We start from the raw sequence: 22,250 nt of genomic DNA on the forward strand, positions 1-22,250 counted from the left end.
GAGCGGCGCGTCCCGATGGTGAGCGGCGCGGTTGGACGAAGGCTGCGCCCGCGTGATGCGGCGGTGGCCGGTGCCCCGCACGGGGAGCCCCGCCACCGCCCGCGCGCTCACATCCGGCCTGCCCTCACACCTGCTTGCCGTTGCCGCCGCCCGCGAGCGAGGCCTTCTTGATGCCCTTGGTGATCTTGTCCATCGTGGCCACCTTGGGGGCGGCCGGGTTCACGTCGAACCCGAAGCGCACCACCACGAGCACGTCCTCGCTCGCCGGGGAGGGAAACGCCAGCGACTCGACGTAGCCGTCGTCGCCCTTGCTCGTGACGACCTTCCAGCGGACGAGGTAGCCCTTCTCGCCCGCCACCGTCACGGCCCGCGCGGCGAGCTGCTGGTGGGAGGAGATCCTGCCGTACACCTTCCCGCCGTACGACTCCTCGGCGTTCTTCGCGATGTCCGCCTCGGCCGCCGCCTTCGCCGTCGACTGCTTGAGCTTCAGCGCCGCCGCGGGGGCGGAGGTGGCGCCGCCGCGCACGCACTGCTGGGCCGCGTCGCCCGGGCACTTGTAGGGGCCGGTGGTCACCTGGGCGCCGACGGTCAGCGTCTCGCCCTGCCAGCCGTCCAGCACCGGCAGGCTGATGCCGCTCATCGGGTCGGTGGCGTAGCCGTCCTCGGTCCCCGGACCCGGGCCGCCCGGCCCCCCGGGACCGTCCGGAGCACCCGGGACGCCCGGCCCGCCGGGTGCACCGCCGCCGCCCTGCCGGGACGGAGCGGACGACGGCCGGGACGACGCACTGTCCTTGCCGCCGTCGGAGGTCAGCGCGTACACCCCGCCGCCTATGCAGGCCAGCACGACCAGCACCACCACCGCACCGATCGCCGTGCGCAGCCCTCGCCGCCGGCCCCCCGGGGCGGGATACGCGCCCGGCGGGTACCCGGGCGGCCCCCACCCCGCCGCGGTCCCGGCAGGGCGCACGCTCTCCGTCCACGCACTGCCGTCCCACCAGCGCTCGGTGCGCGGTCCGTCACTTGTCTGCCCGGGGTCGGGATACCAGCCGGGAGGAGTCACCTGGGTCATGGATGCAACAGTAGGTCGGAACCCTGAAAACCGGATGAGAGGGGGGCCGCCGGCTGCGCTGACGTGGCGGGGCACGACGGAGAACGCCCCTCAGGGACGGTGGCGAGGCGACGGTTTCGCCGTGGCTTTGTCGCTCCTCCACCCACCCTGAGGGCGTGGGAGGGGCCCCGGTTCCTCGCGCCTCTCCCAGGGCGCCCGTGGCCGCCGGGCCACCCATGGGGCGCGGGGCACCGCGCGACCGACGACAAGGATGCCCGCGGGCCGCCGCGGTCCCGAAGCGGCAGTCCCTGCCGCGTCCGGAGGGGCACCTCCCCCGTCCACCACCGGTGTCGGGCCCCGCCCGGCGGTCCTCGTCGTGAGGCGGTCCGGGGCGCCCCTTTATCACCGTTCGAAACGTCGCGCGGCGGAAACCCCGCTCTTGGCCTGTCCCTTGTTCAACGGGCGCCACTCGCATATGCGTACGGCTAGTCTCAGGCGGTGACCACAGGCGGAGCAAGGGGAGGTGGCGGGATGACGCAGGGCCGGCCGGAGGGCGGAGCCCCGGCGGCGCTGTGGGAGCGCGAGGGCGAACTCGCCGAGGCCGAAGCGGCCGTCGAGGCGCTGTGCGCGGGAGCGGTCCCGGGCAGCCTGCTCGTCTACCGCGGCGAGGCCGGCATCGGCAAGACGGCCCTGCTGGCCGAGGCGGGCAGGATCGCCGCCGGCCGCTGCACCGTCTGGAGCGCACGCGGGGGCGAGGCCGTCACCTCCGTCCCGTTCAACGTGCTCCGCCAACTGCTCGCGCCCGCGCTCGTGGCACTCGGACCGGCGGAGGCGCACGAGTACTTCGGCGACCGGCTGGAGGTCGCGGGGCCCGCGCTCGGCATCGCCGAGCCGAGCGGCCGGCAGGCCGACCCGCAGGGCGTGTGCGAGGCCCTGGTCTCCGCGGTGCGCCGGCTCGCCCGGATCAACTGGCCGCTGGTCCTGCTCGTCGACGACGCACAGTGGGCCGACCTGGAGACCCTCCAGTGGCTGGCCGCGTTCGCGGAGCGCCTCGACGACCTGCCCGTCCTGGTGGTCGTCGGGCACCGCCCGGCCGAGGCCACCGCTCCCGGCGCCGAACTGCTGGAGCGGGTCGGCGCCGCCGCCCGGCCCAGCACCACCCTGCGCGCCCTCACCCCGGACGCCACGGCCGGACTCACCCGCGCCTTACTCGGCGCGCACGCGGACGCCCCGTTCTGCCGCGAGGTGTGGGCGGTGACCGGCGGCAATCCGTACGAGACCGTGGAACTGCTCGCCAAGGTGCAGGACAGCGCGCTGTCGCCGGTGGAGTCGGCGGCCAAGGAGCTGCGCGCCCTGAACAGCTCGGCCCGCGGGCGCGGCCTGGTCGCCCGCCTGGAAGGCCTGGGCACCGACGCCACCCGGTTCGCCTGTGCCGCCGCCGTGCTCGGCACCGGGATCTCGCTGGACCTCGCCGCCTCCCTGGCCGGCATGGGCCTCGACGAGGCCCGGCGCTGCGCGGACCGGTTGCGGGCCGCCCGCATACTGCGCCCCGCCGCCGGCGCACCGGGCGGCACCGAGGAGCTGGAGTTCGTCCACCCGCTGATCGCCGGCGCCGTCTACGCCTCGATCTCGCCCGCCATGCGCACCGCGATGCACGGTCAGGCCGCCTGGGCCGTCACCGAGTCGGGCCTGGGCGCGGCGGCCGCCGCCCGGCATCTTCTGGAGGTCCACCCGGACGGCGACCCCGACCTGGTGGAGCAGATGCGCGACGCCGCACGTGAGCACCTGGCGGTCGGGGCGCCCGACGCGGCCCGCCGCTGCCTGGAGCGGGCGCTTCAGGAACCGCCGCTGCCCGAGGTGCACGCCCGGGTGCTGTACGAGCTGGGCTGCGCCACCCTCCTCACCTCGCCCGCCACCACCATCGGCCACCTGCGCGACGCGCTGGGCATGCCGGGCCTCGAAGGGGACGTCAGAGTGGACGCGGTCTGCCGGCTCTCCCAGGCGCTGGTCCACTACGGCCAGCTGGAGGAGGCGGTGGCCGCCGTGGACGCCGAGGCGGAAAGCCTCGACGGGGGACCGGGCCGGATGAGGCTGCAGGCCATGCACTACATGTGGGAGGGCATCCACGCCGGCGAGGAGGACTCCCCGGGCCGCTCCCGCAGCCTGGCCGCGCTCGCCGCACCGCTCACCGGGCGCGACAACACCGAGCGCGCCCTGCTGATCCTGCGCGCCTTCGACGCGATGACCCGCGGCGAGAGCGCGGACGAGGTCGTCGAGCTGTGCGACCGCGTCCTCGTCAACGGCCGCCTGGCGCCCGGGCTCGGCTGGACCGACACCGAGTGGGGCTTCGAGCTGCTGGTGATGCTGGGCAGCTCCTACGCGTTCGCGGACCGCTTGGACCGCGCGGAGGCACTCTTCAACGAGGCGCTGCTCGCCTACGAGAGCGCGGGCTGGAGCGGTGCCCACCTCGCCCTGGCCCATGCGTTCGTGGGCTATGTGCACCGCAGACGCGGCAGGCTCGCGGACGCCGAGGCGTACCTGCGCGAGGGACTGCGGCTCGCCGACCGGGTCGGCCACGGCCTGCCGATGCACTGGGACGCCGCCTGCATGCTCATCGACACGCTGCTGGCCCGCGGCCGCCCGCAGGCGGCCCAGGAGATCGCCGAGCGCTACGACTTCGCCCCGCCCTATCCGGCCACGATCGTGCTGCCCGACGTGCACTCCGTACGCGGCCGGCTGCTGCTGGCGAACGGTCACGCCCAGGACGGGGTGGCCGAGCTGGCGGAGGCGGAGAAGGCCGCCGCGGCCCGCGGCCGGCACAACACGGTCATGGCGCCCTGGGCGGGCGACCTCGCCCGAGCGCTCGCCGCCGAGGACCCGGCCCGCGCCGCGGCCCTGGCCGCCGACGCCCGTGCACAGGCCGAGCGGTTCGGCACCGACACCGCCATCGGGGAGGCCCTGCGGAGCGCCGCCGCGCTCGCGCACGGCCAGCAGCGCATCACGCTGTACGCGCGTGCCGCCGCCTACCTGGAGGCGTCACCCTGCGCCTACGAGCACGCCCTCGCCCGCGTCGAGTACGGCATCGCGGCCCGGTCGGTCGCGGAGTTGCGCAGGGGCCTGACGCTGGCCAGGTCGTGCGGCGCGGAGGGCCTGGTCGCACGGGCCGAAGCGGTCCTGGACCGGGGCAGGGGGCTGCGTTGAGCCCGACGGGGCGACGCGCAGGGGCTGGTGGGGCTGCCGGGGCGCAGGTGCGTGCCGAGTCCGGAGGTATGCCGAGCCCCGCGCGCCGGGGCGCCCTGGGCCGGGCCCGCGGGCCTGTGTCCGCCGGACCCGCGCGGCCGGGTCGCACGAGGCCGGGCCCTCGGGTGTGTGCCGGGCCCGACGGTGTGTCCGGGGCCGCGGGCCGGGCCGCCCTGAGCGGAACCCGCGGGTGCACGCCGGGCCCGCGGGGTGGCGCCGCCCTGTGCCGGGCCCCGCACGGGCGTGCCGAGCCCGCGAGGCCGAGTCGCCAGGGAGCCGGGCCCGCGGGACCGGGCTGGGGGTGCCGAGTCAGTGGGCCCGCGCCGACCGCCCGTCAGGACGCGAGCAGTCGGTCCGTGACCGCGAGCAGCCGGCCCCGGACGTCCCGGTCGTAGGTGTCGGGGTGGGCGCGGGACGGGCGGGTGCCGTCGAAGTAGGCGCCGTTGTGGTGGATGCCGGTGTCGGAGGCGGCCAGCGCCAGCACGGCCGCGGTGCCCTCCTCGACCGACGACCGGGGCGTGACGCCGCTCTCGCGGACCAGCTCGGTGTCCATGAACGTGGCGGGGTGCAGCACGTTCACCGACACCCCGCTGCCGGCCAGCTCCTCGGCCAGCGCGAAGGTGTACGCGGCGAGCGCGAACTTGCTCCGCCGGTAGGCCTCGACCCCCACATAGCCGGAGGTGAACTCGATGTCGTCGAAGTCGATCGGCACCTGGCCCACCGAGCCGACGTTGACGATCCGGGCGGGCGCGTTCTTGCGCAGCACGGGCAGCAGCGCGCGGGTCAGCGCGACGGGCGCGAGGTAGTTCACGGCGAGCCGCAGCTCGTGCCCGTCCACACTCTCCGCACGCCCCGCGCCCGGGGCGCCGAAGCCGACGCCGGCGTTGTTGACCAGCACGTCCAGGTCCGGGTGGGCGGTGGCGACCCTTATGCCCAGGGCACGCACCTCGGCGAGGGAGGAGAGGTCCGCCACCACGGCGTCCGCCTCGCCACCCGCGTCGTCGATCTCGGCCACCAGCCGCGCCGTGCGGTGGGCGTCGCGGCCGTGCGCCACGACGACATGGCCGGCGCGGGCCAGTTCGAAGGCGAGCCGGCGGCCGAGACCCGAGGTGGCGCCGGTGAGCAGAACGGTGGACATGTCGCTTCCCTTCCCGTGCAGAACACGATCGTCGCCCTGGTCCTGTCCGGCCGGCGGGACGGCACACGGAAAGTCCCCCTGGAAAACCGTGCCCGCGGCCCGTGCGTACGCCCAGCCGGGGTACCCAGCGGGGCCGCGGGAAACCTGCCCGCCGGTCAGGAATCCGCGGTGGCCGTGCCGCCGGCGCCGCCGAGGGCGTCCTCCTCCGCCAGCACCCGCTGGGCGGCCGCGAAGGCGGAGTTGGCCGCGGGGACCCCGCAGTAGACCGCCGTCTGCAGCAGCACCGCTCCGATCTCCTCGGGAGTGAGGCCGTTGCGGCGGGCGGCCCGGACGTGCATCGCCAGCTCGTCGAGGTGGCCGTGCGCCACCAGCGCCGTCAGGGTGATCATGCTGCGCTCCCGCCGGGAGAGCGTGGCGTCGGTCCAGATCTCGCCCCATGCGTAACGGGAGATGAAGTCCTGGAAGCGGGCGGTGAAGGCGGTGGTCCTGGATGCGGCCCGGTCCACATGGGCATCGCCGAGGACGGCGCGGCGCACCGCCATGCCGCCGGGCGAGTCGCCGGTGAGGTGGGCGCGCAGCGCCGCGAGCACCGCCGCGGGCCGCTCGGCGGGGGCCAGATGGGAGGCGCCGGGCAACTCGGTGAGGAGGGCGCCCGGCACGGCGTCGGCGATCTCCCGCAGGTGCTCGGGCGGCGTCGCCGGGTCCTCGCGGCCGGCGACCAGGAGCGTGGGGGCGGTGACCTCGGAGAGCCGGTCCCGGATGTCGAAGGCGGCCAGCGCGTCGCAGCAGGCCGCATACGCGCCGGGATCGGCGGTGCGGTGGTCCTCCAGCAGGGCGGGAACGCTGAACCCGGGAGTGAACCAGCGCGCGTTCGCCGTCGCCACCAGCCGCTCCATGCCCTCCCCGCGGACCTGCTCGGCGCGCTCCCGCCACCGTGCCTCGCCGCCGAAGTGCGCGGAGGAGCAGATCACCGCGAGCGAGGTGACCCGCTCGGGGTGGTGGACGGCCAGGTGCAGTCCGACCGCGCCGCCCAGCGAGACGCCCGCGTAGTCGAACCGCTCGACGCCCAGCGCGTCGGCGAGCGCCAGCACCAGCTCGGCCAGGTCGCCGACGGTGGCTCCGGGGCCTATCAGGCCGGGACTGGATCCGCCGTGTCCCGGCAGGTCCCAGCGGATCACCCGGTGGGTGGTGGACAGCTCGGGCGCGATGCCGTCCCACAGGGCGGTGGAGGTGCCGAGCGAGGGCCCGAGCAGCAGCGGGGGAGCGGTGGGCGCGCCCTCGGCGCGGTGGTGCAGCAGGGTGTCGTTCATGAGCGCTCCAGGGCGCGGTCGGTGAGGTCGGCGGCGTGGCCCGTGTAGTGGGCGGGGTCGGTCAGCTCGGCCAGGTCCAGGCCGAGGTCGGCGATCTCGGGCAGGGCGGCGAGGACGTCCGCGAGCATGCGGCCCTCGCGCTCGGCGCGGCCCGCTGCCTCGGTCAGCACCTGCTTGGCGCGGGCGCGGCCGAGCAGCGGGCTCAGTTCGGCGGAGAGCCGCTCGGAGACGATCAGGCCGTGGGTGAGGTCCAGGTGCGCCCGCATCCGGTCCGGGTGCACGCGCAGCCCCTCGGTGAGCTCCACGGCGTCCCGGGCGGCGCCGCCGGCCAGGCGCAGCAGCTCCCGCAGCGGCTCCCACTCGGCGTGCCAGGTCCCGGCGGGCCGGTCGTCCGGCGCGGTGAGCGCGGCGCACAGGGTGGCGGCGAGGGCGGGGGCGCGCTGGGCGGCGGCGGTCAGCAGGGTGGCGCGGACCGGGTTGGCCTTGTGCGGCATGGCGGAGGAGCCGCCCCGGGCGCCCTCGGCCAGCTCCCCGATCTCGGTGCGGGAGAGGGTGGCCACGTCGACGGCCGGCTTGCCGAGGGCGGCCGCGGTGAAGGCCAGCGCCGCGGCCAGGTCGGCCACCGGGGTGCGCAGGGTGTGCCAGGGCAGCACCGGGCGCGCGAGGCCCACCTCGTGGGCGTACGCGTCCAGCAAGGCGTCCACCGTGGCACCCGTCCGTTCCCCGGCCGGCGTGGCGGGATGGTCCCCGGGCCCCGCTCCGGCCGCGGCGGAGCGGGGCCCGGCGAAGGCGGTGAACGCGGCGAGCGTCCCCGCCGCGCCGCCGAGTTGGCAGGGGAGCGCGGAGCGCACCGCACGGATGCGGTCCCGGGCGTCCAGGACCAGCGAGCGCCAGCCGGCGGCCTTGAGGCCGAACGTGGTGGGCACGGCGTGCTGGGTGAGGGTGCGCGCCGGCATCGGGGTGGTGCGGTGCTCCGCGGCCAGCCGCGCCAGCGCCCCGGCCGCACGCGCGAGGTCGGCCTCGACCAGGTCCAGGGTGCGCGCCGCCATCAGCATCATGGCGGTGTCCATGATGTCCTGGCTGGTCGCGCCCCTGTGCACATACTCCCCGTACTCCGCGGGGACCCGGCCGGTGAGGTCCGCCACCAGCGGGATCACCGGGTTGCCGCCCGAGCGGGCCCGCAGCGCCAGGTCGCGGGCGTCGAACCCGGTGGCGTCCGCGGCGGCAGTCACCGCCCGTGCCGCCTCGCCGGGCGCAAGGCCCACCGCGGCCTGTGCCCGGGTCAGGGCGGCCTCCGCGTCCAGCAGGGCCTGGAGGAACGCGGTGTCGCCGGTCGCCGCCTCCGCGGGCGAGCCGGCCCGCCCGGGGGAGAGCAGGCCGGTGTCGGCGTCGGCGCGTGTCACAACCACTCTCCTCGCTGCGGTCCCGTGTCCCTGCCCATCCCCGCGCCCTCAGCCGAACCGCAGGAAGACCGTCTCCCGGTCACCCTGCAGCCGGATGTCGAAACGGTACGTCCGGTGCGGCTCGGGACCGGCGATCAGCGTGGCCCGGCGCTCCGGGGGCAGCGCGTCGAGCAGCGCGTCCCCCGAGGCGCCGGAGCCGTCCTCGCCACCGGCGGCACCGGACCCGTGCCCGGCCGTGGGCAGGCCCTCGGCCAGGTAGGCGCGGGTGAAGAGGTGGTGCAGCAGGCCGCGGGCGAAGACGCACACGCTGATGTAGGGCACGCCCGGGTTGCCGGGCGGCAGGGTGCGCAGGGCGTAGTGGCCGTCGGCGTCGGTGCCGACCCGGCCGAAGCCGGTGAAGTCGGTGCCGTTGCGGCCGAGGTACCCGCCGTTCACGGTGTCCCGGCGCAGCGAGCCGGGCCGCCCGGTGAGCGAGCCGTCCGGGCCGCTCTGCCAGAACTCCAGCAGGGCGTCGGGCACCGGGTCACCCGCGCCGTCCAGGACGTAGCCGTGCAGCGTGATGGTGTCCGGGTGGCCCTTCGGCGCGATCTCGCCGCCGTCGGGGAAGGGCAGGGCGTAGCCGTAGAACGGGCCGACGGTGTGTGAGGGCGTCGGGGGCACCGGCGGGGTGGACACCAGCGGCAGGGGAGGGGTGGTGGCGGTCATCAGCGGCCTTCCTCGATCCAGGTGGCACTCGGCCCGTCCAGCACGATGTCCCACTCGTAGCCGAGCGAGAACTCCGGCTGGGACAGCTCGTGCCGGTACGCCGCGACCAGGCGGGCGCGGGCGGCCTCGTCGGTCACCGAGCGCAGGATCGGGTCGTACGGGAACAACGGGTCGCCCGGGAAGTACATCTGGGTCACCAGGCGCTGGGTGAACGCGGTGCCGAAGACGGAGAAGTGGATGTGTGCGGGGCGCCAGGCGTTGGTGTGGTTGCGCCAGGGGTAGGCGCCCGGCTTGACGGTGGTGAAGGAGTAGCGGCCCTCGTCGTCCGTGAGGGTCCTGCCGACGCCCGTGAAGTTGGGGTCGAGCGGCGCCGGGTGCTGGTCGCGCAGGTGGGCGTACCGGCCGGAGGCGTTGGCCTGCCAGATCTCCACGAGCTGGCCGCGCACCGGGCGGCCCCTGCCGTCCAGCAGCCGCCCGGAGACCGTGATCCGTTCGCCCAGTGGCTCGCCCTGGTGCTGGATGGTCAGGTCGTTGTCCGTGTCGGTGATGTCCGTGGCGCCGAAGACGGGCCCGGACAGCTCCACCGTCTCCGGGTCCCCGCCGTCCACCGCGACCAGCGGCTGCGTGGGGTGCCGCAGCACCGAGCTGCGGTACGGGGCGTAGTCGCGCGAGGGGTGGTGCCGTACGGGCGCACCCGCGGCCCGCGCGGCATCGTAGGCGCTCTGGAGGTCGGCGACCTCCTTGTCGATGTCCGACTGGGTAAGAGCCATGGGGACTCCAGGATGTGAGAGCCGATGTTCCTGCCGGGCGGGCCGCCCGGGGTGCGACGCCGTGCCGGGGCGTCAGCGTCCGGCGGCGGCGTCCGCCCGGGCCGCGTCCAGCGGGGTGCCGGGGGCGCTGTCGGCGCCGGCAGCGCCGTCGGGGGGCCGTACCGTCGCGGCGGTGCCGGCGCGCACCTCGTCGGCGGTGACGCCCGGTGCGCACTCCACCAGGCGCAGGCCGTCGGCGGTGACGTCGAGCACGGCCAGGTCGGTGATGATGCGGTTCACACAGGCCTTGCCGGTCAGCGGCAGGGTGCACTCCTCGACGATCTTCGGCGTGCCGTCCTTGGCGGTGTGGGTCATCACCGCGATCACCCGGCGGGCGCCGTGCACCAGGTCCATGGCGCCGCCGATGCCGGTGATCATCTTTCCGGGGACGGCCCAGTTCGCCAGGTCGCCGCGCTCGGACACCTGCATCGCGCCGAGCACCGCCACGTCGATGTGTCCGCCGCGGATCATGCCGAAGGAGAGCGCCGAGTCGAAGAAGGCGGCGCCGGGCAGCACGGTGACGGTCTCCTTGCCGGCGTTGATCAGGTCCGGGTCCACCTCGTCCTCGGCCGGGTAGGGGCCGACGCCGAGGATGCCGTTCTCCGACTCCAGCACCACCTGCACCCCCTCGGGGAGGTGGTTGGGGATCAGTGTCGGCAGGCCGATGCCCAGATTGACGTACTGTCCGTCCTCAAGCTCCTGGGCCGCCCGTGCCGCCATCTGCTCGCGTGTCCACGCCATCAGCCGCGCACCGTCCTCTTCTCGATCGCCTTGTCCGCGGCCTGCTGCGGGCTCAGCGCCACCACCCGCTGGACGAAGATCCCGGGCAGGTGGACCGCGTCCGGGTCGATGGCGCCCGGCTCCACCAGCTCCTCCACCTCGGCGACGGTGATCCGCCCGGCCATGGCGGCCAGTGGGTTGAAGTTCCTGCTGGACTTGTTGAAGACCAGGTTCCCGTGCCGGTCGCCCTTGGCGGCCCGCACCAGCGCGAAGTCGGTGCGGATGGCGTGCTCCAGGACGTACCGGGTGCCGTCGAACTCCCTGACCTCCTTCGGGGGCGAGGCCACGGCGATGCCGCCGCTGCCGTCGTACCGCCAGGGCAGGCCGCCGTCGGCGACCTGGGTGCCGACGCCGGCCGGGGTGTAGAACGCGGGGATGCCGGCGCCGCCCGCCCGCAGCCGCTCCGCGAGCGTGCCCTGCGGGATCAGCTCGACCTCCAGCTCACCGGCCAGGTACTGCCGGGCGAACTCCTTGTTCGCGCCGATGTAGGAGCCGGTGACCCGGGCGATCCGGCCGGCCGCGAGCAGCACCGCGAGCCCGGAGTCCAGCGCACCGCAGTTGTTGGACACCACCCGCAGGTCCGTCACACCGCGCTCGTACAGCGCGTCTATCAGGGCGTTCGGCACACCGCTCAGGCCGAAGCCGCCCACCGCGAGCGACGCCCCGCCGGGGACGTCCGCCACCGCTTCGGCGGCGGAGGCGACCACCTTGTCCATCCGTGCAGCCCCACCTCTCCGGAGTGCCGGCACCGTCCACCGCCCGGGCCGCGCGGGTCCGCGGGCCGTGGGCGCCGCACACCGGGGCCGGCGTCCTTCCGTAATTAGTCAGCGCACTGAGTATTTCAGCGAGCCGCCCCTCACGCTGCCACCGCTCCCGCGAGGCGTCAATACCCTGGGTTCCTCAGTGCAATGAAGGGGGGTGCCGATGTGCACGGTGGTCGACAAGGGAGGCGGCCGAGGGTGATGATGGTCAGTGCACAGACGAAAATCTTTCCCCGTAGCCGGGCCCGCGCGGCCCCGCTGCGCCGGTGACCGAGCGGAGGACCCCATGGCCGCGGTGGACCTGACGACCCACCCCGGGCACCTGGCCCGGCGCCTCCAGCAGGCGCACTACCTGCTGTGGACCGCCATGGTCTCCGAGGAGATCACCTCGCCGCAGTTCGCGGTGCTCAACACGCTGATGGCCGAGCCGGGGCTCGACCAGCGCACCGTGGGGGAGCGGGTGGGGCTCGACCGCTCCACCGTCGCCGAGGTCGTCAGCCGGCTCGACCGGCGCGGCCTGCTCGACAAGGTGCGCGACCCGGGCGACGGGCGCCGGTTCCTGCTCCGGCTCACGGACGACGGGGCCCGGGTGCACCGCAAGCTGACGGTGCGGACCGCGCGGATGAACGAGGTGTTCCTCGCCCCGCTCTCCGCCGCGGAGCGGGGGGTCTTCTTCGACCTGCTGCGGCGGGTCTCGGACGCGGCGGAGGGTTTGCGCAACCCGGCGGCCGCCCCGGCCCCGTAGGGCACGACCGGGATCAGCGCCGGCCCCGGACCTCCCCGGGGCACACCGCCCCGTGGCGGCACCCGCCGGGCCAGGCCGCCACCCGGGTGCCCGTGCTCGCCGAGTGCCGGATCGCGTCCAGGAGCCGATGCCGGCCGGCAGGGCCCCGGCGGACCGCTGTCCGGGCAGGCCCATGGGCCGCTGCCCGAGCCGGCTCAGGTGCGCGGCGGCGAGCCCAGGATCTCGGCGAGGTCGTAGCGCACCGGCTCCTCCAGCTGGGCGTAGGTGCAGCTCTCCGGCGTCCGGTCCGGGCGCCAGCGGCGGAAGCGGGCGGTGTGCCGGAAGCGCACCCCGTTCTCCATGTGGTCGTACGCCACCTCACAGACCCGCTCCGGGCGCAGCGGCACCCAGGACAGGTCCTTCCGGCCCGACCAGCGGCTCGGCGCGCCGGGCAGCCGCGCGCTCTCGTGCGCGGCCTCGTCCGCCCAGGACGCCCAGGGGTGGTCCTCGATCGACGCCATCAGCAGCGGCTGGAGCTCCTCGACCAGCTCGGCCCGCCGCCGCATGGAGAACGCCGCCGCCACCCCGACGTGCTGGAGGCGCCCCGCGTCGTCGTACAGCCCCAGCAGCAGCGAGCCCACCACCGGGCCGCTCTTGTGGTGCCGGTAGCCCGCCACCACGCAGTCCGCGGTGCGCTCGTGCTTGACCTTGAACATGACGCGCTCGTCCTGCCGGTAGCGCGAGTGAGGCGGCTTGGCGACGATCCCGTCCAGGCCCGCGCCCTCGTACTGCTCGAACCACCGCAGCGCGAGCGCCACGTCCCTGGTGGCGGGCGCCAGGTGCACCGGGGGCGTCACCCCCGCGAGGCACCGCGTCAGCCGGTCGTGCCGCTCGTCGAGCGGGGCGTCGAGCAGCGCCTCGTCGCCCAGCGCCAGCAGGTCGAACGCCACGAAGGACGCGGGGGTCCGCTCGGCGAGCATCCGCACCCGGGAGGCCGCGGGGTGGATGCGCTCCGAGAGCGCGTCGAAGTCGAGATGGCCCTCCCGGGCGACCACGATCTCGCCGTCCACCACGCACCGCTCGGGCAGCCGCCCGGCCAGCGCGTCCACCAGCTCGGGGAAGTACCGGGTGAGCGGCTTGCCGGTGCGGCTGCCCAGCTCGATCTCCGGCCCGTCGCGGAAGACGATGGTGCGGAACCCGTCCCACTTCGCCTCGTAGTGCATGTCCGGCGGGACGCTCGGCACCAGCTTGGCGAGCATCGGCTTCACGGGCGGCATCACCGGCAGCTCCATACCTGCTGATTCTGCGCCCCCGCGGCCGGATCGGCTCGCGCGGGCGGTGTCCCTTCGCGGGCGATATGCGCCGGGCGGCCGGGGCGCCTACCGTGGCGGCATGGGTGCGAGCGGCAAGGGCGCGGCGGTCGAGCTGGACGCGGGCGGGCGCACCGTACGGCTGTCCAGCCCCGACAAGGTGTACTTCCCGGAGCGCGGCTTCACCAAGCTGGACCTCGCCCTGTACTACCTGGCGGTCGGCGACGGCATCCTCCGGGCCCTGCTCGAACGGCCCACCACCCTGGAGCGCTACCCCGAGGGCGTGACGGGCGAGTCCTTCTTCCAGAAGCGCGCCCCCAAGAACCGGCCCGACTGGATCCCCACCGCCCACATCACCTTCCCCAGCGGCCGGTACGCCGACGAGATGTGCCCCACCGAGGTGGCCGCGGTGGTGTGGGCCGCCCAGTACGGCACCTTCACCTTCCACCCCTGGCCGGTGCGGCGCCGGGACACCGAGCACCCGGACGAGCTGCGGCTCGACCTCGACCCGCAGCCCGGCACCGACTTCGCCGACGCGGTGCGGGCCGCCCACCAGCTCCGTGCGGTCCTTCAGGAGCACGGGCTGCGCGGCTGGCCCAAGACCTCCGGCGGCCGGGGCCTGCACGTCTTCGTGCCGATCGAGCCGCGCTGGACCTTCACCCAGGTGCGCAGGGCCGCGATCGCCTGCGGGCGGGAGCTGGAGCGGCGGATGCCGGGACGGGTGACCACCGCCTGGTGGAAGGAGGAGCGCGGCGAGCGCATCTTCCTCGACTACAACCAGACCGCCCGGGACCGCACCATCGCCTCCGCCTACTCGGTGCGGCCGCGCCCGCGCGCCACCGTCTCCGCGCCGCTGCGCTGGGACGAGCTGGACTCCGTGGAGCCGGAGGACTTCGACCTGGCGACCATGCGGGACCGCTATGCCGCGCTCGGCGATGTGCACGCGGACATGGACGACCGGCGGTACGTGCTCGACGGGCTGCTGGAGCTGGCCCGCCGCGACGAGCGGGATCACGGGCTCGGGGACCTGCCGTACCCGCCCGAGCACCCCAAGGTGGCCGGTGAGCCCAAGCGGGTCCAGCCGAGCAGGGCCCGCCGCCGCGAGTGAGCTTCCGGCCACCGGCCGTGCGGCCGCGCCCGTAGGGGCGCGGGGAACTGCCCGCCCGGCCCCGCCGGCAGGTGGCCGGGCGGAAGAGACCGCACGGGGCGGGGCCCGGTGGCCCGCCGCAGGCGCGTCGTGGCTGGTCGCGCCCCCGCGGCGGAGCCTCCCCCCACTGCCTCAAGGGCGTGTGGGGTACCCCCGGGACAGAAGCCCCGGGGGTACCTGAGGCGCGGTGGCCCACCGGCGAGGTGCCGAGGAGCTACAGCTCCTTGATGCGGACGTCCCGGTAGGAGATCCGGTCGGCCGTGCTGTGCACCTGGAGGCCGACGTAGCCCTCCGCCCAGCGCCGTCCGTCCGTGCCGGGGTCGTCCGACCGCGGCGGCTCGAAGACCTGCCCGCCGTCGTTGTCGAACTCGTTGATCAGCTTGCCGTTGCGGTACACCTGGAAGTGCTGGTCGATCACGCGGATCTCGTAGTCGTTCCAGGTGCCCTTCGGAGTGACCATGGCCCCGGCGAGGCCGACCCGGTCGAAGCCGTACACCGAGCCGGTCTTGTACATGTCGCCCGTGGGGCTGTCCAGGATCTGGATCTCATGGCCGTACTCGATGGCCACCCACTCGGGACGCGTCTCCAGCGGGTTGTCGTGCACCTGCGGGAAGCGGACGAACACGCCGGCGTTGGCGTTGCCGGTGTCCGGGGCGTCGTCGCGCCACTGGAGCCTCAGCGAGAAGTTGCCGTACTTGCGCGCCGGGTACCAGAGCATGCCCAGACCGTTCGCCTGCTGGCTGGTGATCGAGCCGTCGTCGTTCAGCTTGAACGAGCCGCCGCCGACCTGCTCCCACCTGTCCAGCGACTGCTGGGTGCCGTCGAAGATCTTCCGGTAGCCGTCGGTCTGGCCGGGCCTGCCGATCCCGGACTGCTTCGCCGCCCTGTTGATCAGCCGGTACTCGCGCTGGTCGATCACACCGTCCTTCAGCAGCCGGTCGGTGACCGTCTTGACGTGCTTCAGGAACAGGGCCTGGGACGTCCACTCCTTCTCGTCCTCGATGAGTTCGTTGATCCGGCACCGGTTGTCGGTGACCCGGTTCGGGATGCCGGTGTCGACGGTGCCGACGAACACCGTCTCCCGTTCGTCGTACTCGGGGCACGGTGGCGCGGGCACCCCGCCGCCGGGTGCGACGGTGAAGGACGCCGTCTTCGCCTCGCTGGTGTTGCCCGCCTTGTCGGTGGCCCGGTACGCGACGCTGTGCGCGCCGGTACGGTCGACGACCACCGGGTCCGTGTAGGCGAGGTAGGGGCCGCCGTCGAGCGAGTACTCGACGGTGGCCACGCCCGAGCCGTCGTCGGTGGCGGTCACCGTCACCTTCGCGGTGTCGAGGTAGGCCCCGTCGGAGTTCTTCTCGCCGTCGACCTCCGCGGTCACCTCGGGCGGTGTGGTGTCGTCCGTGGGCGGTGCCACCACCGTGAACTCGGCGGACTTCTCGGCGGAGGCGTTGCCCGCCTTGTCGGTGGCCCGGTAGCGGACCTGGTGGTCGCCGGGGTCGTGCACCATCACCGGTGCGGTGTACGGCTGCCAGGCGCCGTCCGCACCGATCGCGTACTCGATGCCGTCGACGCCGGAGCCCGTGTCGGACGCCGTCACGGTCACCGTGGCCATGCCGACGTAGCCGCCGTTCGCGTCCTGCTCACCGGTGACGGTGGCCGAGGTGTCCGGTGGTGTGGTGTCGTCCGCCGGGGGCGGGGCCACGGTGAACTCGACGGACTTCTCCGCCGACACGTTGCCGGCCTTGTCGGTGGCCCGGTAGCGCACGGTGTGCTTCCCGGGCTGGTCGACCACCAGCGCCGTGGTGTACGGCTGCCAGGCGCCGTCCGCCTCCAGGGCGTACTCGACGGTGTCCACGCCGGAGCCCGCGTCGCCGGCGTCGACCGTCACGGTCGCGGAGCCCACGTACTCCCCGTCCTCGTTCTGCTGTCCGTCCACCTTCGCGGCCGTCTCCGGCGCCGTGGTGTCCTCACCGCCACCGCCGTCGGTGACGACGAGGGTGCCGGACATCGTGGTGTGCCCGGGCATCGAGCAGAAGTAGTGGTACGTGCCCGGGGTCAGCACCACCTCCTGGGTGTGCCTGCCACCCTCCGCGTCGGTGGGGCTGGCCATGATGTTGACGTGGACGTCGTTGTTGTACTGGGGGTTGGAGACGTCGAAGGTGAGGGTGTGCGGCATGCCGGTGGTGTTGCCGGTGGCCGCGCTGTTCTCGAAGACGATCGTCGCCGGGCCGGCCACCGCGGTCGCCGGCGCCGAGACGTACTTGGTGATGTCGTCGTTCGCGGTCCAGGTGAGGGTCTGGGCCGCGGCGGCGCCCGCGCCGGCCGGCTCGGCGGTGCGCCCGTAGGCGGCCGTCGAGCCGAGCCCGAGCACCATCGCGAGGCACGCCAGCAGCGTCAGCCACGGGTGCCGGCGGCGCGGGCCGCGCGCCGCGGGTGGCGCCACGGGTCTGTCCTTCCGTACGGTGCCTGTCATCACTGCGCCTTCCTTGCCAGGTCCTTCGGGGCCGGGGTGGCGGCGCCGCCGGTGTAGGTCACGTGCCACAGCGCCGAGTGCTCGTCCGAGGTGAAGAAGCCGCGGCCGTAGTCGAGCACATAGAGCGAGCCGTCCGGTGCGAACTCCCAGTCCATCAGGTTCGCGATACCGTCGTTGCCGGTCGGGATGATCTTCTTCAGGGACTCGGAGTGGACGGGCAGCCCGCCCTCGCCCATGGTCTTCGGGTCCATGAGCACCGCGTTGCGTGGCTGGGACTGGTCGTAGAAGTCACCCACGAACCACTTGCCGTCCCAGTACGCGGGCCAGGCGTTCGCGCCCGCGGTCCCCGCGTCGTAGCGGTAGACGGGGCCGTCCATGGTGGCCTGGCCGCCGCCCTTGAGCCACGGCAGCAGGTAGGTGGCCTCCTCCGGCTTGTACGACGGGATGCCGCTCGCGTCCCGCGGGTAGTCGGGGGCGCCGCCCTGCGGCGAGTACCAGATGTTGTTGGGGGTCATCGGCGGCAGGTTGACCAGGCCGTCGTTGTTCGGCGACTCGTTCTTCAGGTGGTCGCAGTCGTACCAGCCCAGCGGCTTGCTCGGGTCGGGCAGGTTGCGGTCGCGGTAGGGCTGCTTGTTGCCCATGCAGTACGGCCAGCCGCGGTTGCTCGCCTTCGTGATCACGGCGAACTGGTCGTACTTGGCCGGGCCCCAGGTGGTCGACGGGGCATTGGCGTCCGGGCCGACCCAGCCCGCGTAGAGGATGTCCGTCTTCTTGTCGACGTAGATCCGGGCGGGGTTGCGCACCCCCATGACGTAGATCTCGCCCCGGGTCTTGCCGCCGCCCTCGTCGGTCTCCTTGCCGGTGAACAGGTTGCCGTCCGGGATGGTGTACGTGCCGTCCGGCTCCGGGTGGATGCGGAGGATCTTGCCGTTGAGGTTGTTGGTGTTGCCGGCGGTGCGGCGCGCGTCGGCGAACGAGACGCCCTTGTAGTTGGGCTCCGGGTTGTTGCCGGAGTAGCCGTCGCTGAACCCCGACGAGTTGTTGTCCCCGACGGCGACGTAGAGGTTGCCCTTGGAGTCCCAGGTCATCCCGCCGCCCGAGTGACAGCAGCTGTGCGCCTGGGCGGGCCAGCTCAGCAGCACCTTCTCGCTGCTCAGGTCGATCTTGTCGGTGGCCTTGTCCAGCGTGAAGCGGGAGACCTGCCGGGTGTCCATCTGCGTCTCGCGGTTCAGCCCCGAGAACGGCGCGTAGTACACGTAGACCCAGCCGTTCTCCTCGAACTCCGGGTCGAGCTCGATGCCCAGCAGACCGTCCTCGATCTTGGTCAGCTCGTCGCCGCCGCCCTTGTTGCCGAAGACGTCCAGCTCCGCGGCCAGGGTGACCTTGCCGGTCTTCGGGTCGTAGACGTGGATCTGTCCCTTGCCGCGGCCGACGTTCGGGTCGTTCCAGTCGGTGATCACCGGCTGGGAGGCGTCCGCGCCGCCGCGGCCGATGTAGAACACCCGCCCGTCCGGGGCGATGGTCATGCCGTGCGGCTCGCCGATCTGGTCGTTCAGGCCCGGCTTGTTGGGCTTGGTGACCCGCTCGGCCTTGTAGTTCGAGGTGATGGTGGCCTTGCAGTCCGCGCGCACGAGCCGCGTCGTCCACAGCAGCGCGCCGCGCAGATGGGTACGGAAGTCGGCCTCGTCGAAGGACGAGGCGGTGCCGCCCATCGCGGTGTAGAAGGAGCGGCCGCCGGCGTAGTCACGGCACCAGGAGACCGGGTGGTCCCAGCCGTTCGCCGCGCTGCCCGGCCGGTACGTGGACTCGCGCACCCGCGCCACGGTGTGCACCGCGCCGGACGGGTTCTGCTGCCAGTCGAACCACTGGTCCGGGCGCTTCCACTCCATCGGGAGGTCCTTGGTGGCCGGGTTCACCCGGTCACCCACCTCGACCGTGGCCTTCTGCACCCCGGTGGGCGAGCCGGCGGCGGGCCGGGCTCCGATCAGGCCGGTGAACCAGTCGGAGTACGGTTCGGCACGGGCCGCGTCATGGATGCCGACGAACCCGCCACCCGCGTTCATGTACGCCTCGAGACCGGCCTCCTGCTCGGGGTCGAGCACATCGCCGCCGCCGGTGAGGAAGACGACGGCGTTGTACGAGCCCATCTTCCTGCCGTTGGTGAAGACGGCCGGGTCGTCGGTGGCCTGCACCTTGAACTGCTGGCCGGCCGGTCCCGTCTGGCCGATCCTCTCGATGGCCGCGATGCCGGCGTCCACCACCGGGGACTCGCCGCCCTCGGCGGCCGAGCCGTAGAACACCAGCACCTTGACGTTGGCGCCGCCGGGCGGCGACGGAAGGTCCATCTCGGCCGCCACCTCGGCCGGGTCCGTCCGTGCGGCGGCGGCCGGCCCCGACAGCACACCCGCCGCCAGCGCCCCGGCGGCCGCTGCCGCGGCCCACATGCGTCCCATGTGCCCCGGTCTTCTGCGTCTTGCTCTGCTCAACCCTGGTGCGGCTGAGGGCTTTTGATGCGGTATGAACCGCATGTCGTCACCCACCCCTCATCGGTCATAGCAACAGCGCCGATGAAGCTAGACCTCTTTTCATGGTTCGCCAATAGGTATCACCGCAATAGAACAAACTTTGTCCTGAGTGTGGATAAACGAAGATCCCGCGGTTACCGTGAAGCCGTCCCGGGGTCCTCGTGCGCCCCGTGAGTCTCCGTACCAGGAAGGGGAGTTCGGCGATGAACGACGCGACGGGCGAGGCACACGGCACGGCATCGGACAGGGCGCCGGGCACGGCGGACGACGGCACCCGCGACGGCACGGCGCATGACGCCACCCGCGACGGCACACCGGGCGCGGTCCGCGGCGGCGCGGCCGACCGGCGCGGCGGGCGGCCCCGGGCGCTGGGCAGACGGGCCTTCACCAGCCGCCTCCTCGCCGGCGGCGCCGCCGCGGCCTCGCTGGGCGCGGTCTCCGCCACCGCGGCCGCGCGCCCCGCCGCCGCGGCCCCCGTCACCCGGCCCGCCGCGACGGCCCCCGCGGGCGGCGAGGTGCGGCACATCAGGATGTACGCGGAGAAGCTGGCGGACGGCCGGATGGGCTACGGCCTGGAGAAGGGCAAGGCCACCGTGCCGGGCCCGCTGATCGAGCTCAACGAGGGCGACACCCTGCACATCGAGTTCGAGAACACCATGGACGTGGCGGCCAGCCTGCATGTGCACGGCATGGACTACGAGATCAGCAGCGACGGCACGGCGATGACGCACAGTGAGGTCGAGCCCGGCGGCACCCGCACCTACACCTGGCGCACCCACGCCCCCGGCCGCCGTGAGGACGGCACCTGGCGCGCCGGCACCGCGGGCTACTGGCACTACCACGATCACGTCGTCGGCACCGAGCACGGCACCGCCGGCATACGGGCCGGGCTGTACGGCCCGGTGATCGTCCGCAGGAAGGGCGACGTCCTGCCGGACAAGACCTACACGATCGTCTTCAACGACATGACGATCAACAACCTGGCCCCGGGTCCCGATCTGGAGGCCACCGTCGGCGAGCGGGTCGAGTTCGTCTCGATCACGCACGGCGAGTACTACCACACCTTCCACCTGCACGGGCACCGCTGGGCCGACAACCGCACCGGCCTGCTCACCGGCCCGGACGACCCCAGCCAGGTCGTCGACAACAAGATCGTGGGGCCCGGCGACTCCTTCGGCTTCCAGGTCGTCGCGGGCGAGGGCGTCGGCGCGGGCGCCTGGATGTACCACTGCCACGTGCAGAGCCACTCCGACCTGGGCATGGTGGGCAACTTCCTGGTCAGGAAGGCCGACGGCACCATCCCCGGCTATGAGGAGCACGAGCACTCCGGAGCGGGGGCGGCGCCGCCCGTGGACGGCATGACGCACCAGCACTGACCGCGCCCGCACGTGCGCCGTGCGGGCCGTGCGCTCCATGTCACCCGTGCGGATGACACACAAGGCGTCCACAGGGAGCGCTCTCTCGCGGGCCGGGACCGCGGCTAGGGTGGTCGAGACCATTCGTTCCACCACAGTCCCGGGAGCCCGAAGGTGAGCGATCCGACGACCGGCCCGCGTCCCACACTGGAGGCCGTGGCCGCACGGGCCGGGGTGTCCCGGGCCACGGTGTCCCGCGTCGTCAACGGCAGCACGGGCGTCCGCAAGTCGCTGGCGGAACGGGTCCGGCGCGCCGTCGAGGAGCTGGGCTACGTACCCAACCAGGCCGCGCGCAGCCTGGTCACCCGCCGCAACGACGCCATCGCGGTGGTCGTCGCGGAGCCGGAGACCCGGATCTTCGCCGACCCGTTCTTCGGGCTCCAGCTGCGCGGCATCAGCAAGGAGCTCACCGCCCACGACTCCCAGCTCGTGCTGCTGCTCACCGAGGGCCCCGACGACTACGCACGCGTGGGGCGCTACCTGTCCGGCGGCCACGTCGACGGCGCCCTCGCCTTCTCACTGCACCTGGACGACCCGCTGCCCGGCATCGTGCGCGGCACCGGGGTGCCCACCGTCTTCGGCGGCCGGCCCTACTGGTCGGACGACGGCCGGGGAGACATCCCGTACGTCGACTGCGACAACCGCGGCGGCGCCCGGGACGCCGTACGGTACCTGGTCGGGCTCGGCCGCACCCGGATCGCGCACATCACCGGGCCGCTGGACCAGACCTCCGCCGTCGACCGCCTGGACGGCTACCGCGAGGCCCTCGGGGACGCCGACCCGGGGCTCGTCGAGGAGAGCGACTTCACCGCGGCGGGCGGTGAGCGGGCCATGCGCGCCCTGCTCGACCGCTGCCCCGGCCTGGACGGCGTCTTCGCAGCCAACGACCTGTCCGCCGCCGGTGCCCTCCGGGTGCTGCGCGAGCACGGGCTGCGGGTGCCCGAGGACGTCGCCGTGGTCGGCTTCGACGACATGCTGCACGTCGCCGAGCAGACCGATCCGCCGCTGACCACCGTCCGTCAGGACATCGAGGAGATGGGGCGCCTGATGGCGCGCCTGCTGCTCCGGGGCCAGGGCCGGGTCCCCGGCCCCGCCACGGGCGGTGAGCCGGCCCCCGTCGTCACCCAGACGACCCTGGTCCGCCGAGCGTCGGCGTGACACCCGGCCCCTCGTCGGGGCGCCCCCCGTCCCGAAGGGGCGGGGGACGGGGATACCTCCCACGCCGGCAAGCCTGTGGGGGAGCGACCGGCCACGACGAGAGGGCGAGGCCCGGGGCACCTCCCACGCCCTTCGGGCAGCGGGGGACGTCCCAAGGGGGCAGTTTCCGTCGTGGCCGGGCCACCGGGCCGGGGGTGGGCTGCTCGCGCGGTTCCCCGCGCCCCTTCGGGGCGCGCCAGGGAAGGGGGGCGCGGTCCACATGAGGCGCGCCGTCGTGCGCGGTGCGAGACTCAGGGGAGAGCAC

Annotated in this window: 16 protein-coding genes; 5 read left to right on the top strand and 11 right to left on the bottom strand. The window is 74.0% G+C overall.

Going from position 1 to position 22,250, the window contains the following annotated elements; translation table 11 throughout:
- Positions 1-124: 124 nt before the first annotated feature.
- Complete coding sequence (locus ACSMXW_RS32385; RefSeq protein ID WP_485801590.1) at positions 125-1,069, bottom strand: DUF2510 domain-containing protein; 945 nt, start codon at positions 1,067-1,069, stop codon at positions 125-127.
- A 510-nt stretch (positions 1,070-1,579) separates the two neighbouring features.
- Here ACSMXW_RS32385 and ACSMXW_RS32390 point away from each other — a divergent pair.
- On the top strand, positions 1,580-4,249 hold the full coding sequence (locus ACSMXW_RS32390; RefSeq protein ID WP_485801592.1) for an ATP-binding protein: 2,670 nt from the start codon (positions 1,580-1,582) through the stop codon (positions 4,247-4,249).
- Positions 4,250-4,622: 373 nt separating this feature from the next.
- Here the strand turns inward: ACSMXW_RS32390 and ACSMXW_RS32395 are convergent, their stop codons facing one another.
- The 7 genes from ACSMXW_RS32395 to ACSMXW_RS32425 form a co-directional block, all read right to left on the bottom strand.
- Positions 4,623-5,426 (bottom strand): SDR family NAD(P)-dependent oxidoreductase, encoded by an 804-nt coding sequence (locus ACSMXW_RS32395; protein ID WP_485801594.1) that lies wholly within the window; start codon positions 5,424-5,426, stop codon positions 4,623-4,625.
- A gap of 155 nt (positions 5,427-5,581) precedes the next feature.
- On the bottom strand, positions 5,582-6,736 hold the full coding sequence (gene pcaDC / locus ACSMXW_RS32400; RefSeq protein WP_485801596.1) for a bifunctional 3-oxoadipate enol-lactonase/4-carboxymuconolactone decarboxylase PcaDC: 1,155 nt from the start codon (positions 6,734-6,736) through the stop codon (positions 5,582-5,584).
- A complete protein-coding gene (gene pcaB / locus ACSMXW_RS32405; RefSeq protein WP_485801598.1) occupies positions 6,733-8,139 on the bottom strand; it encodes a 3-carboxy-cis,cis-muconate cycloisomerase in 1,407 nt (468 codons plus the stop codon). The genes pcaDC and pcaB overlap by 4 nt, the downstream gene beginning before the upstream one ends.
- Positions 8,140-8,187: 48 nt before the next feature.
- Positions 8,188-8,844 carry a dioxygenase family protein gene (locus tag ACSMXW_RS32410; RefSeq protein ID WP_485801600.1) on the bottom strand — a complete coding sequence of 219 codons (657 nt, stop codon included), beginning with the start codon at positions 8,842-8,844 and terminating at the stop codon, positions 8,188-8,190.
- On the bottom strand, positions 8,844-9,614 hold the full coding sequence (pcaH, locus tag ACSMXW_RS32415) for a protocatechuate 3,4-dioxygenase subunit beta (protein ID WP_485801601.1): 771 nt from the start codon (positions 9,612-9,614) through the stop codon (positions 8,844-8,846). Before pcaH ends, ACSMXW_RS32410 begins: the two co-directional genes overlap by 1 nt.
- A gap of 72 nt (positions 9,615-9,686) precedes the next feature.
- Complete coding sequence (locus ACSMXW_RS32420; protein WP_485801603.1) at positions 9,687-10,394, bottom strand: CoA transferase subunit B; 708 nt, start codon at positions 10,392-10,394, stop codon at positions 9,687-9,689.
- On the bottom strand, positions 10,394-11,149 hold the full coding sequence (locus ACSMXW_RS32425; protein WP_485801605.1) for a CoA transferase subunit A: 756 nt from the start codon (positions 11,147-11,149) through the stop codon (positions 10,394-10,396). The genes ACSMXW_RS32420 and ACSMXW_RS32425 overlap by 1 nt, the downstream gene beginning before the upstream one ends.
- A 331-nt stretch (positions 11,150-11,480) precedes the next feature.
- On the opposite strand from ACSMXW_RS32425, the gene ACSMXW_RS32430 reads away from it, so the two are divergent.
- Positions 11,481-11,939 carry a MarR family winged helix-turn-helix transcriptional regulator gene (locus ACSMXW_RS32430; protein ID WP_485801607.1) on the top strand — a complete coding sequence of 153 codons (459 nt, stop codon included), beginning with the start codon at positions 11,481-11,483 and terminating at the stop codon, positions 11,937-11,939.
- A 194-nt stretch (positions 11,940-12,133) separates the two neighbouring features.
- Here the strand turns inward: ACSMXW_RS32430 and ACSMXW_RS32435 are convergent, their stop codons facing one another.
- Positions 12,134-13,210 carry an ATP-dependent DNA ligase gene (locus tag ACSMXW_RS32435; protein WP_485801608.1) on the bottom strand — a complete coding sequence of 359 codons (1,077 nt, stop codon included), beginning with the start codon at positions 13,208-13,210 and terminating at the stop codon, positions 12,134-12,136.
- 100 nt (positions 13,211-13,310) lie between these two features.
- Between ACSMXW_RS32435 and ligD the strand changes: the two genes are divergently transcribed.
- Positions 13,311-14,336, top strand: a complete 1,026-nt coding sequence (ligD, locus tag ACSMXW_RS32440) for a non-homologous end-joining DNA ligase (protein WP_485801609.1) — start codon at positions 13,311-13,313, stop codon at positions 14,334-14,336.
- A 253-nt stretch (positions 14,337-14,589) separates the two neighbouring features.
- Here the strand turns inward: ligD and ACSMXW_RS32445 are convergent, their stop codons facing one another.
- Together ACSMXW_RS32445 and ACSMXW_RS32450 are read right to left on the bottom strand one after the other, a co-directional pair.
- Positions 14,590-16,749, bottom strand: coding sequence for an OmpL47-type beta-barrel domain-containing protein (locus tag ACSMXW_RS32445; RefSeq protein ID WP_485808450.1), 2,160 nt, complete (start codon positions 16,747-16,749; stop codon positions 14,590-14,592).
- Between the two features lie 98 nt (positions 16,750-16,847).
- Positions 16,848-19,301, bottom strand: a complete 2,454-nt coding sequence (locus ACSMXW_RS32450; RefSeq protein WP_485801610.1) for a ThuA domain-containing protein — start codon at positions 19,299-19,301, stop codon at positions 16,848-16,850.
- 440 nt (positions 19,302-19,741) lie between these two features.
- Between ACSMXW_RS32450 and ACSMXW_RS32455 the strand changes: the two genes are divergently transcribed.
- Both ACSMXW_RS32455 and ACSMXW_RS32460 read left to right on the top strand, forming a co-directional pair.
- A complete protein-coding gene (locus tag ACSMXW_RS32455; protein WP_485808451.1) occupies positions 19,742-20,749 on the top strand; it encodes a multicopper oxidase domain-containing protein in 1,008 nt (335 codons plus the stop codon).
- A gap of 153 nt (positions 20,750-20,902) precedes the next feature.
- Positions 20,903-21,946: a LacI family DNA-binding transcriptional regulator gene (locus ACSMXW_RS32460; protein ID WP_485801612.1), complete on the top strand. Its 1,044-nt coding sequence runs from the start codon at positions 20,903-20,905 to the stop codon at positions 21,944-21,946.
- Positions 21,947-22,250 lie beyond the last annotated feature (304 nt).

The organism is Streptomyces sp. DSM 116793, assembly GCF_057320905.1.

Excerpts from the sequence above, each read along its gene's own strand:
- ACSMXW_RS32385 (WP_485801590.1), bottom strand. The coding sequence starts at position 1,069 with ATGACCCAGGTGACTCCTCCCGGCTGGTATCCCGACCCCGGGCAGACA.
- ACSMXW_RS32390 (WP_485801592.1), top strand. The coding sequence starts at position 1,580 with ATGACGCAGGGCCGGCCGGAGGGCGGAGCCCCGGCGGCGCTGTGGGAG.
- ACSMXW_RS32395 (WP_485801594.1), bottom strand. The coding sequence starts at position 5,426 with ATGTCCACCGTTCTGCTCACCGGCGCCACCTCGGGTCTCGGCCGCCGG.
- pcaDC (WP_485801596.1), bottom strand. The coding sequence starts at position 6,736 with ATGAACGACACCCTGCTGCACCACCGCGCCGAGGGCGCGCCCACCGCT.
- ACSMXW_RS32410 (WP_485801600.1), bottom strand. The coding sequence starts at position 8,844 with ATGACCGCCACCACCCCTCCCCTGCCGCTGGTGTCCACCCCGCCGGTG.
- pcaH (WP_485801601.1), bottom strand. The coding sequence starts at position 9,614 with ATGGCTCTTACCCAGTCGGACATCGACAAGGAGGTCGCCGACCTCCAG.
- ACSMXW_RS32420 (WP_485801603.1), bottom strand. The coding sequence starts at position 10,394 with ATGGCGTGGACACGCGAGCAGATGGCGGCACGGGCGGCCCAGGAGCTT.
- ACSMXW_RS32425 (WP_485801605.1), bottom strand. The coding sequence starts at position 11,149 with ATGGACAAGGTGGTCGCCTCCGCCGCCGAAGCGGTGGCGGACGTCCCC.
- ACSMXW_RS32430 (WP_485801607.1), top strand. The coding sequence starts at position 11,481 with ATGGCCGCGGTGGACCTGACGACCCACCCCGGGCACCTGGCCCGGCGC.
- ACSMXW_RS32435 (WP_485801608.1), bottom strand. The coding sequence starts at position 13,210 with ATGGAGCTGCCGGTGATGCCGCCCGTGAAGCCGATGCTCGCCAAGCTG.
- ligD (WP_485801609.1), top strand. The coding sequence starts at position 13,311 with ATGGGTGCGAGCGGCAAGGGCGCGGCGGTCGAGCTGGACGCGGGCGGG.
- ACSMXW_RS32445 (WP_485808450.1), bottom strand. The coding sequence starts at position 16,749 with ATGGTGCTCGGGCTCGGCTCGACGGCCGCCTACGGGCGCACCGCCGAG.
- ACSMXW_RS32450 (WP_485801610.1), bottom strand. The coding sequence starts at position 19,301 with ATGGGACGCATGTGGGCCGCGGCAGCGGCCGCCGGGGCGCTGGCGGCG.